We start from the raw sequence: 12,097 nt of genomic DNA, 5'->3' as shown, positions 1-12,097 counted from the left end.
CCTAAGGAGTTGGCATGGCGAACATGTTTGCCCTGATCCTGGTCATCGCTACCCTGGTGACGGGTCTATTGTGGTGCCTGGATAAATTTATTTTTGCGCCAAAACGTCGTGAACGTCAGGCCGCAGCTCAGGCAGCGACCGGCGACCAGTTGGACAAAAAAACACTGAAGAAAGTCAGCCCTAAACCGGGCTGGCTGGAAACGGGTGCTTCGGTATTCCCGGTCCTGGCGATTGTTCTGGTAGTGCGTTCGTTTATTTACGAACCTTTCCAGATCCCTTCGGGTTCGATGATGCCTACGTTGTTGATCGGCGATTTTATTCTGGTTGAGAAGTTTGCTTATGGGATTAAAGACCCTATCTACCAGAAAACGCTAATTGAAACGGGTCATCCGAAACGGGGTGATGTCGTGGTTTTCAAATATCCTGAAGATCCGCGTCTGGACTACATCAAACGTGCAGTTGGTTTACCGGGTGATAAAGTCACATACGATCCGATTAGCAAGCAGGTCACCATCCTGCCGGGCTGTAGTTCAGGCCAGGCGTGTGGCAATGCTCTGCCGGTAACTTACTCCAACGTCGAGCCGAGCGATTTCGTGCAGACTTTTTCCCGTCGTAACGGCGGTGAAGCAACCAGCGGTTTCTGGCAGTTGCCGAAAGGTGAAACCAAAGCCGACGGAATTCGTTTGACCGAGCGCAAAGAGACGCTGGGTGAGGTAACGCATCGTATTCTGACCGTGCCGATTGCTCAGGATCAGGTGGGGATGTATTACCAGCAGTCTGGTCTGCCATTGGCGACCTGGATTGTACCGCCGGGGCAGTATTTCATGATGGGTGACAACCGCGATAACAGCGCCGACAGCCGTTATTGGGGCTTTGTACCGGAAGCAAATCTGGTCGGTAAAGCAACCGCAATCTGGATGAGTTTTGAAAAACAGGAAGGCGAGTGGCCTACCGGAGTACGTTTATCACGTATTGGTGGTATCCGGTAATTTTCCTGCCTTCATTCACGCTGTCGTTACAATAACGGCAGCGTGAATTATTTAAGATTTAAATCTATTCAAACTAACGACATCCCTTGTCGTTGCGTATAGAATATCCCCCCGAAGTTTTAGGTTGTCTCTCGTAAGATTGACACAGCACACGAAACCGCGTTGGCTTTTACTCAGGTCGGTTTCGTGTGCTGCATTTTTGACGCATTCATTTATTGGTAACGCATGAATCCCATCGTAATTAATCGGCTTCAACGGAAGCTGGGCTACACTTTTCATCATCAGGAGCTGTTGCAACAGGCATTAACTCACCGCAGTGCCAGCAGCAAACACAATGAGCGCCTGGAGTTTTTAGGTGACTCTATATTGAGTTTCGTCATCGCAAATGCGCTCTACCATCGCTTCCCACGGGTCGACGAAGGTGATATGAGCCGCATGCGCGCGACGTTGGTGCGGGGCAACACGCTGGCAGAAATGGCCCGCGAGTTTGAGTTGGGTGAATGTTTGCGTCTTGGGCCGGGTGAATTGAAAAGTGGAGGTTTTCGCCGTGAATCCATTCTGGCGGATACCGTTGAAGCATTAATCGGCGGGATTTTCCTCGACAGTGATATTCAGAACATCGAGCGCCTGATTCTCTCCTGGTACCAAAGTCGCCTGGACGAAATTAGCCCTGGCGATAAGCAAAAAGATCCTAAGACCCGTTTGCAGGAGTATCTGCAGGGGCGTCACCTGCCGCTTCCATCCTACCTGGTGGTTCAGGTTCGCGGTGAAGCGCATGACCAGGAATTTACTATCCACTGCCAGGTTAGCGGCCTGAGTGAACCGGTGGTTGGCACAGGTTCTAGCCGTCGCAAGGCAGAACAGGCTGCCGCCGAACAGGCGTTGAAAAAGCTGGAGCTGGAATGAGCGAAGAAAAAAATTATTGTGGGTTTGTTGCTATCGTTGGTCGTCCTAACGTCGGTAAATCAACGCTGTTGAACAAGCTGCTTGGGCAGAAGATTTCTATTACTTCACGTAAAGCGCAGACCACACGTCACCGTATCGTCGGTATTCATACTGAAGGTCCGTATCAGGCAATTTATGTTGATACCCCGGGCCTGCATATGGAAGAGAAGCGCGCTATTAACCGTCTGATGAACAAAGCGGCCAGTAGCTCGATTGGCGACGTTGAACTGGTGATTTTTGTTGTTGAAGGTACCCGCTGGACGGCAGATGATGAAATGGTTCTGGGTAAGCTGCGCGACGCCAGAGCACCGGTTATCCTTGCGGTGAACAAAGTTGATAACGTGCAGGAAAAGGGCGATCTGTTGCCGCACCTGCAGTTCCTCGGCAGCCAGATGAATTTCCTCGATATCGTGCCGATTTCCGCGGAAACCGGGCTGAACGTGGATACCATCGCCGGTATCGTGCGTAAGCATCTACCGGAAGCAATTCATCACTTCCCGGAAGATTACATTACCGATCGTTCTCAGCGTTTTATGGCTTCTGAGATCATCCGCGAAAAACTGATGCGTTTCCTGGGCGCTGAGCTGCCGTATTCCGTGACCGTCGAAATTGAACGTTTCCAGACTAACGAACGCGGTGGCTACGATATCAATGGTCTGATTCTGGTTGAGCGTGAAGGGCAGAAGAAGATGGTGATTGGCAACAAAGGGGCCAAAATCAAAACCATCGGCATTGAAGCGCGTAAAGACATGCAGGATATGTTTGAAGCGCCGGTTCACCTGGAGCTGTGGGTGAAAGTGAAATCCGGCTGGGCCGATGACGAACGTGCGTTGCGCAGTCTCGGTTACGGCGACGACGTCTAAGTCATTTAATCGTGGAAGGCTGGCAGCGCGCTTTTGTCCTGCATAGTCGTCCCTGGAGCGAAACCAGCCTGATGCTGGACGTCTTCACGGAAGAGTCAGGTCGCGTGCGCCTTGTTGCTAAAGGCGCACGTTCCAAACGTTCCAATCTCAAAGGTGCTCTTCAGCCCTTTACCCCCTTGCTGCTTCGCTTTGGCGGGCGTGGCGAAGTCAAAACGCTACGCAGCGCGGAAGCCGTTTCGCTGGCGCTCCCTCTCAGCGGTATCACGCTCTATAGCGGTCTTTACGTTAACGAACTGCTTGCCCGCGTGCTTGAGCATGAAACGCGCTTCTCCGAACTTTTCTTCGATTATCTGCACTGCATCCAGTCTCTGGCTGGCGCAAGCGGTTCTCCTGAACCGGCACTGCGTCGCTTTGAACTGGCGCTGCTGGGGCATCTTGGTTACGGCGTCGATTTCCTCCACTGTGCCGGGAGCGGTGAAGCGGTTGACGACGCCATGACCTATCGCTACCGTGAAGAAAAAGGCTTTATCGCCAGCGTGGTTATTGATAACAGCACCTTTACCGGGCACCATCTTAAGGCGTTGGCGAATCGCGAATTTCCGGACAGCGATGCGCTGCGTGCGGCAAAACGTTTCACCCGTATCGCCCTGAAGCCGTATCTTGGTGGGAAACCGTTGAAAAGCCGGGAGCTTTTTCGCCAGTTTATGCCCGCGCGGGCGGCGCGGGCCAATAAAACCAATAACGATTAACGAGGATTGTCATGGCTGAATTACTGCTAGGGGTCAATATTGACCACATTGCGACATTACGCAACGCTCGCGGCACCGCTTATCCTGACCCGGTGCAGGCGGCCTTTATCGCCGAGCAGGCCGGTGCTGACGGTATTACCGTCCATCTGCGCGAAGACCGCCGACACATCACCGATCGCGATGTGCGTATCCTGCGTCAGACTCTCGATACTCGCATGAATCTTGAGATGGCGGTGACGGAAGAGATGCTGAATATCGCCTGCGAGACTAAACCCCATTTCTGCTGCCTGGTGCCGGAAAAACGCCAGGAAGTGACCACCGAGGGTGGTCTGGACGTTGCGGGCCAGCTCGACAAAATGCGCGATGCCTGTAAGCGCCTTGCCGATGCCGGTATTCTGGTTTCCCTGTTTATCGATGCTGATAATGCGCAAATTAAGGCCGCGGCGGACGTGGGAGCACCCTATATCGAAATTCACACCGGTTGCTACGCCGATGCTGCAACTGATGCAGAGCAGGCAAAAGAGCTGGAGCGTATTGCTAAAGCGGCAACTTACGCCGCCAGCCTTGGGCTGAAGGTCAATGCCGGTCACGGTCTAACCTACCATAACGTTAAAGCCATTGCGGCACTGCCGGAAATGCACGAGCTGAATATCGGTCATGCGATTATTGGTCGTGCGGTAATGAGCGGCTTGAAAGAGGCGGTTGCGGAAATGAAGCGTCTGATGCAGGAAGCTCGCGCGTAATGGCTATCCTGGGACTGGGCACTGATATTGTTGAAATTGCCCGTATTGAAGCGGTGATCGCCCGCAGCGGCGATCGCCTGGCCCGCCGCGTACTTAGCGACCATGAGTGGGCGATATGGGAACAGCATCAGCAACCGGTCCGTTTTCTGGCTAAGCGTTTCGCGGTAAAAGAAGCCGCTGCCAAGGCGCTTGGGACCGGCATTCGCAACGGTCTGGCCTTTAATCAGTTTGAGGTTTACAACGACGAGCTGGGTAAGCCAAAGCTGCGTTTGTGGGGAGAGGCGAAAAATCTGGCGGCACGTTTAGGAGTCAGCAGCATTCATGTGACGCTGGCCGATGAGCGCCACTATGCCTGCGCTACGGTCATCGTCGAAAGCTAGATTTTTTCGGCGTGGTGCAGCAGGACGAATTTATCCCACAACTGCTCTTCGTTTTCACTATGCGCCGGATCTTGCAGAATAGTGTTCGGGATTGGACACACTTTCTGGCAGGTCGGCGTTTCATAATGACCCACGCACTCGGTGCAGCGGTCGCTGTTAATTTCATAAATGCTATCACCCATTGATATCGCCTCATTCGGGCATTCTGGCTCGCACATATCGCAGTTGATGCATTTTTTGGTGATTAACAGCGCCATCAGGAAATTCTCAGAAACAATACAAATAGGGCGGGCATTATACGCCCATTTTCTGCTCAGGCCAGCTCTTTTCTGGCGTCAATTCGTTATCCGTAGTGTAAAAATTTTTGATCTGCTTGAGCAGGCAGATAGTTGCGTTGTCCAGCGAAAGGTCATTGCTATGTACGAGCATCACTGGGATGAAAAAAGCCGGAATACCAAGCGAAACCAGACGGACATTTTTGGGCGTGGATAAACGCGTTAGTGAGCGGGTAATAAATGCGATGCCAATTTGTGCTTCAGCATACTCAAGGCATGAGTAGTGGTTATCCAGCTCGCAGATGATATTCGGCGCTATCTTACGGTTATTGAATTCTGTCGCGATAATTCCTCTTAATAATAGAGAGTCATTAAGCACGATAATGGGTTGGTCGTTCAGATCTTCAGGGCGTAGGCGCTCATGCTTCGCCAGGTGATGTGAAAGCGGGATAGCGGCGATAATCTCATCTTCAAACAACATGGTAGAGCTAAGCTGAGCGGGCAGCGTGGTCCGGTAAACGATACCAATATCGACGGTACTATCGGTGAGTTTTTTGATGGTTTGTTCCGTGGAAAATTCCTTAACATTCAAGGAAATTTCAGGATGATGTGTCATAAAGCTGCGAAAGGCTGGCAAGACCAGATAGCTGCCTGAGACGCCAATCGATATCGTATCGCGTTGCTGATATTGATAGGGAAGGAGATCGTTTTCCGCGTTTTTCAAATCCAACATTATTTTGTTAGCATGCTGTTGCAAAATAATGCCGGGTTTTGTTAATTCAATACCTCTGCCTCTTCGCTTAAATAATATTGTCTTAAGTGATGACTCAAGTTGTTTGATTTGCTGACTTAATGATGGCTGGGTGATAAAAAGTCGACTGGCCGCCCGACCATAATGTAGTTCATCACACAAAATCAGGAAAGAATGCAGTTGTTTGATATTCATTGAAATGGAACGCCAATCGATTGGGTTTTGTTATAACGATTATAAAAAATACCAAATTGTTTGCCTATTTTGCTTTTTTTAAACTGTGATCAGTGCATTTTAAAAAAGGAAAAATTATGTCGGTATCAATCAACCGCTGGGGAATGCTTGCCGCCCACGTGTGCATAAATTTTGTACTCGGGGGCGTCTATGCATTCAGCTATTTTAAAACGCCATTAATGGAGCAATATCACTGGGACCCCGCAACCCTGGCGTTGGCATTTTCTATCAATATGGGGATCATTCCTTTACCGATGATTTGGGGCGGGAGAATGATCGATAACGGCAAAGGAAAACAGGCGATTGTCATCGGTGGCATCCTGTTTTCTTTAGGTTTTATCTTGTCCGGGTTCGTGGATAATTTGCCGATGTTGTTCTTAACCTATGGGGTCATCGCTGGGCTGGGATCGGGATTGGCCTTTACGGGGAATCTTAATAATATTCTCAAGTTTTTCCCTGACCGTCGAGGGCTTGCCAGCGGCATCGTCCTGGCCGGCGTTGGAGTAGGGACGCTACTTTGCACCCGCCTGGCCGAATATTTTATGGCGCAAACCCACGATGTCAGTCGGGCACTATTATATCTTGGTATCGTATATTTGGTTGTCATTTTTATTGTGCAATTCTTTATTCGAAGCGCGCCCGCAAAAGATAGTGGTGGAATTAAAGCATCGCCAATGGATAAAGACTATCGACACATGCTTAAGGACCTGCGCTTTTGGCTACTCTTTATGATTCTGGCGCTGGGCGTATTCTCCGGAATGGTGATCAGTTCGAGTTCTGCACAAATTGGCATGACGCAATATGGTTTAATATCCGGGGCCTTGATTGTCAGTCTGGTATCGATATTTAACTCTATTGGTCGCTTGTTCTGGGGTGGTTTGACCGATAAGTTAGGCGGGTATAATACGCTGGTGATTGTTTATCTCTTTACCTGCCTTTGTATGCTGCTGTTGCTCTTTTTTAATGGTAATACTTCGGTGTTCTATTTCAGCGCGCTGGGCGTTGGCTTTGCTTATGCCGGGATATTAGTTATCTTCCCCGGACTGACCAGTCAGAACTTTGGCATGCGTAATCAGGGATTAAACTATGGATTTATGTATTTTGGTTTTGCCGTTGGTGCGGTTATTGCGCCGTATGTTACATCAGCTATAGCAAAATATACGGGGAGCTATAATACGGTATTTATTCTCACCACGGTCTTATTGCTTATTGGGGTTGTGCTCACGCTGGTGACGAAACGTTATGTTGGAACGGTTTTAGCCAAAATACATTGATCAAATCATAAGGAAATAAAGATGAAAATTGCAATCGCAGGTGCAGGGGCTATGGGGTGTCGTTTTGGCTATATGCTACTGGCTGCCGGACATGACGTGACGCTTATCGATAGCTGGCAGGAACATGTTGATGCTATTTGCAGTAAGGGATTGTTTGTCGAAACGGAAACGACTCAACAGTATTATCCGATACCCGCAGTTATGGCCGATAAGGCGCAGGGGGTATTTGAACTGGTTATTCTGTTTACCAAAGCTATGCAACTGGACAGCATGCTACAGCGTATTAAGCCGTTGCTACCCGCGGCGAAAGTCGTGATGATTTTATCTAATGGTCTGGGAAATATCGAAACGCTGGCAAACTACGTTGATCGGGAAAAAATCTATGCTGGCGTCACGTTATGGTCGAGCGAACTGGAGGGTGCCGGACATATTATGGCCACAGGCACTGGGACGATTGAGTTGCAGCCTATTGCCAGCCAGGATGCTGACCAGGAATCCAGAGTCATTGCCGCCCTCAATAGCGCCGGGCTGAATGCGGAAATTAGCCCTGACGTATTATTATCAATCTGGAAGAAAGCGGCTTTTAATAGCGTAATGAATACCTATTGCGCACTGCTGGATTGTAATGTTGGTGGTTTTGGCAGTCGACCTGGAGCATTAGATTTAGCGCAGGCAGTGGTGGATGAGTTTGTACTGGTAGCAGCCAGTCAGAATATTCCGTTGACTCAGGAAATGGTAATGAATACGGTTAAAAAAGTATTCGACCCGCGCGAAAGCGGCCATCACTATCCTTCTATGTATCAGGATTTACATAAAGGGCGGCTCACTGAAATTGACTATTTAAACGGAGCGATTGCGCGTATTGGGATGCAGAACAATATTGCCGTACCGGTTAACAAGCTTTTGACTCAGCTGATTCACGCCAAAGAAGCGCAATAAATCCAGGGGCTCTTTTGCGAAATGCAGAAGAGCCCGCTTTCAGACCAGCTTTTTCACCAGCGCTTCACTGTGACGAATGCGATCCGGGGCGCGCTCGAGATCCTGCTGGACCAGCCCCATAAACAGCAGGTCGGCCAGCATCATTTGCGCGCTGGTGGAGGAGATCGCGGCGCTGCGCGTAGCCTGCTCTTCAGCGATGGTATACAGGCACAGAGTTGCCTGCTGTTGAAGGGCGTTGGGGTTAAAACCGGTGATCGCCAGGATCTGGCTCCCCACTCGCAATGCTTCACCTGCCGCCATATTAATTTCGCGTCGCTCACCAGAGTAGGAGATGGCCAGCAGCAGATCGTCTGCCGCCATCGCCTGTACTGTTGCCAGAAGGGCGTGCATATCCTGCTCAGAAACGGCGTTAATGCCGATTTTCATCAGCTTCCAGCTAAAGTTCCTCGCCACCAGGCCCGATGCGCCAATACCGGTAATAATAACCCGCCGGGCATTACGTAGTAGCGCAACGGCTTCCAGTAGCTTTTCTTCGCTGTTGACGTCCAGAGAGGCATGCATTGCTGCGATATTATCTTTAATCAGCTTTTCGCCCACCAGTCGGAGAGGATCATCTCCGCGAATCTGGTTATGCACCGGTACGGATTGCGGAGTGGGGGCGCTAGCCAATGCTTCGCTTAACGCCAGTTTCAACGCTGGGAAACCTTTAAAACCCATCTTCTGCGCGAATTTTACCACGCTCGACTGGCTGACTCCGGCTTCGCCCGCCAGCTGCTGTGAGCTGAGGTGGCGGGTTTGATCCGGTTGGGCCAGAATAAAATCGGCCAGTTTTTTATCACTTGCGGCCAGCGTGGGGTAGCGTTGGCGGATTCGGGTCAAACAGTTCATAGCGGCTCCGGAGGACAGCTTTCACCCTCGGCTGAAAGAATTTTGTATTCAATTATAAGGGGAATAGTGCGAATTAAAAATTCAACCGTTCAGATTTCTCTGCAAGCAGATTTTACCTTAATCCCGGCTCAACGATGGCGGATGTTTTCGCTATTCAATGCGTAAGGCTGTTAAGCTATTGGTTATCGAGGTGTTAATCCAGAGGAGTCGGTTTTGAATAGTAGCATGCGGCGAGTGGTTTTCTTTGATCTGGATGGCACCTTGCATCAGCAGGATATGTTCGGCAGTTTCTTGCGCTATGTGTTACGTCATCAGCCGTTGAATACGTTGCTGGTTCTTCCTCTGTTGCCCGTTATTCTTGCCGGACTGTTGCTAAACGGTCGGGCCGCACGCTGGCCGATGAGCCTGCTGCTGTGGGCTACGACTTTCGGGCGCAGTGAGAGGCATCTGAAACGTCTTGAGGCGGGTTTTGTTCACTGGTTCCGGCAGCATGTCACGGCTTTTCCCGTCGTTCAGTCACGGTTGACGGATTATCTGACCAGTACCGATGCGGACGTTTGGTTGATTACCGGGTCGCCGCAGTCGCTGGTGGAGCAGGTCTATTTTGATACTGCATGGTTGCCGCGGGTGAATCTGATTGCCAGTCGGATGGAGCGCCGTTGCGGCGGCTGGGTTTTAACGCTGCGCTGTCTGGGTAACGAAAAAGTCGCGCAACTGGAGCAAAAAATCGGTGCTCCGCTGCGCTTGTACAGTGGTTATAGCGACAGCGAACAGGACAATCCGCTGCTCTATTTTTGCCAGCACCGCTGGCGAGTAACCCCACAGGGCGATCTTCAGCAGTTAGAATAGTGTGTAATACATAGCGCCCATGTATAATGCGCCCCGCTTTTTCCGCAGGAGTGCCCGCTTTGTCTGACCATGAATTAAATGATGAATACTGGATGCGTCATGCTTTGACGCTGGCGAAACGCGCCTGGGAAGAGGGCGAGGTGCCGGTCGGCGCGGTGCTGGTGCACAATCATCAGGTCATCGGTGAAGGCTGGAACCGGCCAATTGGCCGTCACGATCCTACTGCGCATGCTGAGATTATGGCGTTGCGCCAGGGTGGGATGGTGCTGCAAAACTACCGTCTGGTTGACGCGACGCTGTACGTCACCCTGGAGCCTTGTGTAATGTGTGCCGGGGCGATGGTACATAGCCGCATTTCACGGCTGGTATTCGGTGCCAGGGATGCGAAAACCGGCGCTGCCGGATCGCTTATCGACGTGCTGCATCATCCGGGGATGAATCATCGGGTAGAAATAACCGAAGGTCTCCTGGCAGAACAGTGCTCTGGTATGCTGAGCGATTTTTTCCGCTGGCGGCGCGAAGAGAAAAAACTGCTTAAAAAGGCGCGTCAGCAAATGGAAGATTAATGGCCCAGTCCTGGGATTTTAAATTTTGCGTTATCGACCAGCGTTTCGGCGCGAAAGCTGAAAAAGGACATGGCGTACTGTTCTTCTTTATTTAACTCATCCGGCATGACCGCCGGATAGTGTTCGCCAAGCGCCGCAATCTGCGCCTCTTTTCTCTCTTTCTCAGAGAGGTAGCCCACAAGGCTGATATGGTATTTGCGGATATTCTCGACGTAGGCGTAGGCCTCATGACCGCGCGCGAAGCCGTACTTCAGCCGACTGTAATAGTTTTTCTGGCTCAGCAACGGCAGACGCTGCTTCACATCGGCCCAGCTATTGGGATTACCTTTCTGCTTTTTGGTTAGCGCCATCGCGTCAAGCATATGCGCGTAGCCCATATTGTAAGCCGCCAGCGCAAACCAGATACGTTCGTCTTTGGGAACGGAGTCGGGCACCTTACTCATCATATCCTGTAGATAACGCATACCGCCGTCGAGGCTTTGGTCTGCGTCGGTACGGTCGGTCAGTCCCAGGCTCTGGGCGGTATTGCGGGTGAGCATCATTATTCCGCGTACGCCGGTAGGAGAGGTCGCCTGAGGGTCCCAATGCGACTCCTGCCATGAGATGGCCGCCAGCAGGCGCCAGTCTATCTGCCGGGCATATTTTTCAAACATCGGCTGTAGGTCAGGGAGGACGTTCTCCACGGCGCGCAGGAAGGTGCGCGTATCAACATAGTCAAAATCGTTACCGTGGCCGAGGTATTTCTCTTCCAGTCGCGCAAGGATGCCGTCTTCATTAATGTTATTGAAGAAATCGAGCATTGCCGCCGACAGAGAGTTGTCTTCGCCTTTTTCACTAAACCAGGTCACCGGCTGCTCATCGCTGATATCCAGCGCGACGGCCAGTTCCGGGTGGACGCGCTGGAACAGACTGACGGCGACCGAATCCGCGATGGTGTAATCGAGCTTACCGTCGATCACCGCCTGCATCAGCGCCGTGGTGCCGCGTTTATCATCCACGCGCCAGTCGAGGTCCGGATATTTTTGTTCTTTTAATGCCTGCAGGTCATTAATCGCCACGTGCCCGGGGGCGATAGCCAACTGCTCAGCGGTAAGATTCGCGAGGCTGCGCGGGCGCAGGCTGCCTTTGCGATACACCAGCTGTTGCGAAACGGAATAGTAGGTTGGTCCGGCCTGATAGTTCTTTATCCGTTCAGAGTTGTAGACCAGACCCGCCGCCAGCATGTCGGCTTTTCCCTCATCGAGGTCGTCGAATAACTGGCTGATATTTTGTCGGACGGTCACCTTCAGCTCGACCCCAAGGTAGTTGGCAAACTGCTGTGCCAACTCATAATCGAAACCGTAGGTTTTGTCATTGATGGTCGCGAAGGTCATTGGCGAATTAATGGTGCTGATGCGCAGTTCTCCGCGCGCCATAATCCCGGCCACACGGTTCTCTGGTTTCCCCATCCACGGGAGAGACGGCCACAGGGCAGCCGCCAGCAAGAGGGTTACAATGCCGATGAGCAGATAATTAATCTTTAGTTTTTTCAGATAGTTAATCTTCTGCAGCTTTGCGTTCCTCAGCAGACTATGACCGGAAAAAGTAAAAGGTTGTCGTCGAATGAGCGGCATTTTGCTTAAGAATGCGCCAGTTGGCAACTTATTCGCGAG

General features: G+C 51.2%; 14 protein-coding genes. 10 read left to right on the top strand and 4 right to left on the bottom strand.

Going from position 1 to position 12,097, the window contains the following annotated elements; all coding sequences use genetic code 11:
- Positions 1-14 precede the first annotated feature (14 nt).
- The 6 genes from lepB (at position 15) to acpS (ending at position 4,669) form a co-directional block, all read left to right on the top strand.
- Positions 15-989 (top strand): signal peptidase I, encoded by a 975-nt coding sequence (gene lepB, locus HV127_RS29035; protein WP_182240451.1) that lies wholly within the window; start codon positions 15-17, stop codon positions 987-989.
- A gap of 225 nt (positions 990-1,214) precedes the next feature.
- Entirely contained in the window at positions 1,215-1,895 is a 681-nt protein-coding gene (gene rnc / locus HV127_RS29030) for a ribonuclease III (RefSeq protein WP_110272057.1), read from the top strand.
- The gene (gene era / locus HV127_RS29025) at positions 1,892-2,797 is read left to right on the top strand and encodes a GTPase Era (RefSeq protein WP_110272058.1); all 906 of its coding nucleotides are present in this window, start codon (positions 1,892-1,894) and stop codon (positions 2,795-2,797) included. The genes rnc and era overlap by 4 nt, the downstream gene beginning before the upstream one ends.
- An 11-nt stretch (positions 2,798-2,808) precedes the next feature.
- Positions 2,809-3,546, top strand: coding sequence for a DNA repair protein RecO (gene recO, locus HV127_RS29020; RefSeq protein ID WP_110272059.1), 738 nt, complete (start codon positions 2,809-2,811; stop codon positions 3,544-3,546).
- 11 nt (positions 3,547-3,557) lie between these two features.
- Complete coding sequence (pdxJ, locus tag HV127_RS29015; RefSeq protein ID WP_181485293.1) at positions 3,558-4,289, top strand: pyridoxine 5'-phosphate synthase; 732 nt, start codon at positions 3,558-3,560, stop codon at positions 4,287-4,289.
- Positions 4,289-4,669, top strand: coding sequence for a holo-ACP synthase (acpS, locus tag HV127_RS29010; RefSeq protein WP_182207578.1), 381 nt, complete (start codon positions 4,289-4,291; stop codon positions 4,667-4,669). The genes pdxJ and acpS overlap by 1 nt, the downstream gene beginning before the upstream one ends.
- Here acpS and HV127_RS29005 read toward each other — a convergent pair.
- Both HV127_RS29005 and HV127_RS29000 read right to left on the bottom strand, forming a co-directional pair.
- The gene (locus tag HV127_RS29005) at positions 4,666-4,926 is read right to left on the bottom strand and encodes a YfhL family 4Fe-4S dicluster ferredoxin (protein WP_182207577.1); all 261 of its coding nucleotides are present in this window, start codon (positions 4,924-4,926) and stop codon (positions 4,666-4,668) included. The genes acpS and HV127_RS29005 overlap by 4 nt on opposite strands.
- A 37-nt stretch (positions 4,927-4,963) precedes the next feature.
- Complete coding sequence (locus HV127_RS29000) at positions 4,964-5,890, bottom strand: LysR family transcriptional regulator (RefSeq protein ID WP_182240449.1); 927 nt, start codon at positions 5,888-5,890, stop codon at positions 4,964-4,966.
- A gap of 116 nt (positions 5,891-6,006) precedes the next feature.
- On the opposite strand from HV127_RS29000, the gene HV127_RS28995 reads away from it, so the two are divergent.
- Both HV127_RS28995 and HV127_RS28990 read left to right on the top strand, forming a co-directional pair.
- Entirely contained in the window at positions 6,007-7,203 is a 1,197-nt protein-coding gene (locus HV127_RS28995) for an OFA family MFS transporter (RefSeq protein ID WP_181485297.1), read from the top strand.
- A 21-nt stretch (positions 7,204-7,224) separates the two neighbouring features.
- A complete protein-coding gene (locus tag HV127_RS28990) occupies positions 7,225-8,142 on the top strand; it encodes an oxidoreductase (protein ID WP_182240447.1) in 918 nt (305 codons plus the stop codon).
- Between the two features lie 39 nt (positions 8,143-8,181).
- On the opposite strand, the gene HV127_RS28985 is transcribed toward HV127_RS28990, so the two are convergent.
- Entirely contained in the window at positions 8,182-9,030 is an 849-nt protein-coding gene (locus HV127_RS28985; protein WP_181485299.1) for a MurR/RpiR family transcriptional regulator, read from the bottom strand.
- A gap of 213 nt (positions 9,031-9,243) precedes the next feature.
- Between HV127_RS28985 and yfhb the strand changes: the two genes are divergently transcribed.
- Both yfhb and tadA read left to right on the top strand, forming a co-directional pair.
- Positions 9,244-9,879: a phosphatidylglycerophosphatase C gene (gene yfhb, locus HV127_RS28980; RefSeq protein ID WP_182240445.1), complete on the top strand. Its 636-nt coding sequence runs from the start codon at positions 9,244-9,246 to the stop codon at positions 9,877-9,879.
- A gap of 59 nt (positions 9,880-9,938) precedes the next feature.
- Positions 9,939-10,445, top strand: coding sequence for a tRNA adenosine(34) deaminase TadA (tadA, locus tag HV127_RS28975; RefSeq protein ID WP_220471434.1), 507 nt, complete (start codon positions 9,939-9,941; stop codon positions 10,443-10,445).
- Here tadA and mltF read toward each other — a convergent pair.
- The gene (gene mltF / locus HV127_RS28970) at positions 10,442-12,058 is read right to left on the bottom strand and encodes a membrane-bound lytic murein transglycosylase MltF (protein ID WP_182240887.1); all 1,617 of its coding nucleotides are present in this window, start codon (positions 12,056-12,058) and stop codon (positions 10,442-10,444) included. The genes tadA and mltF overlap by 4 nt on opposite strands.
- Positions 12,059-12,097 lie beyond the last annotated feature (39 nt).

The sequence above is a fragment of the Klebsiella sp. RHBSTW-00215 genome (assembly GCF_014103785.1).
In the GTDB taxonomy this organism is placed as follows: Bacteria; Pseudomonadota; Gammaproteobacteria; order Enterobacterales; family Enterobacteriaceae; genus Klebsiella.
The sequence above is the reverse complement of the archived record's forward strand: the minus strand, read 5'-3'. Positions and strand labels throughout refer to the sequence as shown.

Excerpts from the sequence above, each read along its gene's own strand:
- lepB (WP_182240451.1), top strand. The coding sequence starts at position 15 with ATGGCGAACATGTTTGCCCTGATCCTGGTCATCGCTACCCTGGTGACG.
- rnc (WP_110272057.1), top strand. The coding sequence starts at position 1,215 with ATGAATCCCATCGTAATTAATCGGCTTCAACGGAAGCTGGGCTACACT.
- era (WP_110272058.1), top strand. The coding sequence starts at position 1,892 with ATGAGCGAAGAAAAAAATTATTGTGGGTTTGTTGCTATCGTTGGTCGT.
- pdxJ (WP_181485293.1), top strand. The coding sequence starts at position 3,558 with ATGGCTGAATTACTGCTAGGGGTCAATATTGACCACATTGCGACATTA.
- acpS (WP_182207578.1), top strand. The coding sequence starts at position 4,289 with ATGGCTATCCTGGGACTGGGCACTGATATTGTTGAAATTGCCCGTATT.
- HV127_RS29005 (WP_182207577.1), bottom strand. The coding sequence starts at position 4,926 with ATGGCGCTGTTAATCACCAAAAAATGCATCAACTGCGATATGTGCGAG.
- HV127_RS29000 (WP_182240449.1), bottom strand. The coding sequence starts at position 5,890 with ATGAATATCAAACAACTGCATTCTTTCCTGATTTTGTGTGATGAACTA.
- HV127_RS28995 (WP_181485297.1), top strand. The coding sequence starts at position 6,007 with ATGTCGGTATCAATCAACCGCTGGGGAATGCTTGCCGCCCACGTGTGC.
- HV127_RS28990 (WP_182240447.1), top strand. The coding sequence starts at position 7,225 with ATGAAAATTGCAATCGCAGGTGCAGGGGCTATGGGGTGTCGTTTTGGC.
- HV127_RS28985 (WP_181485299.1), bottom strand. The coding sequence starts at position 9,030 with ATGAACTGTTTGACCCGAATCCGCCAACGCTACCCCACGCTGGCCGCA.
- mltF (WP_182240887.1), bottom strand. The coding sequence starts at position 12,058 with ATGCCGCTCATTCGACGACAACCTTTTACTTTTTCCGGTCATAGTCTG.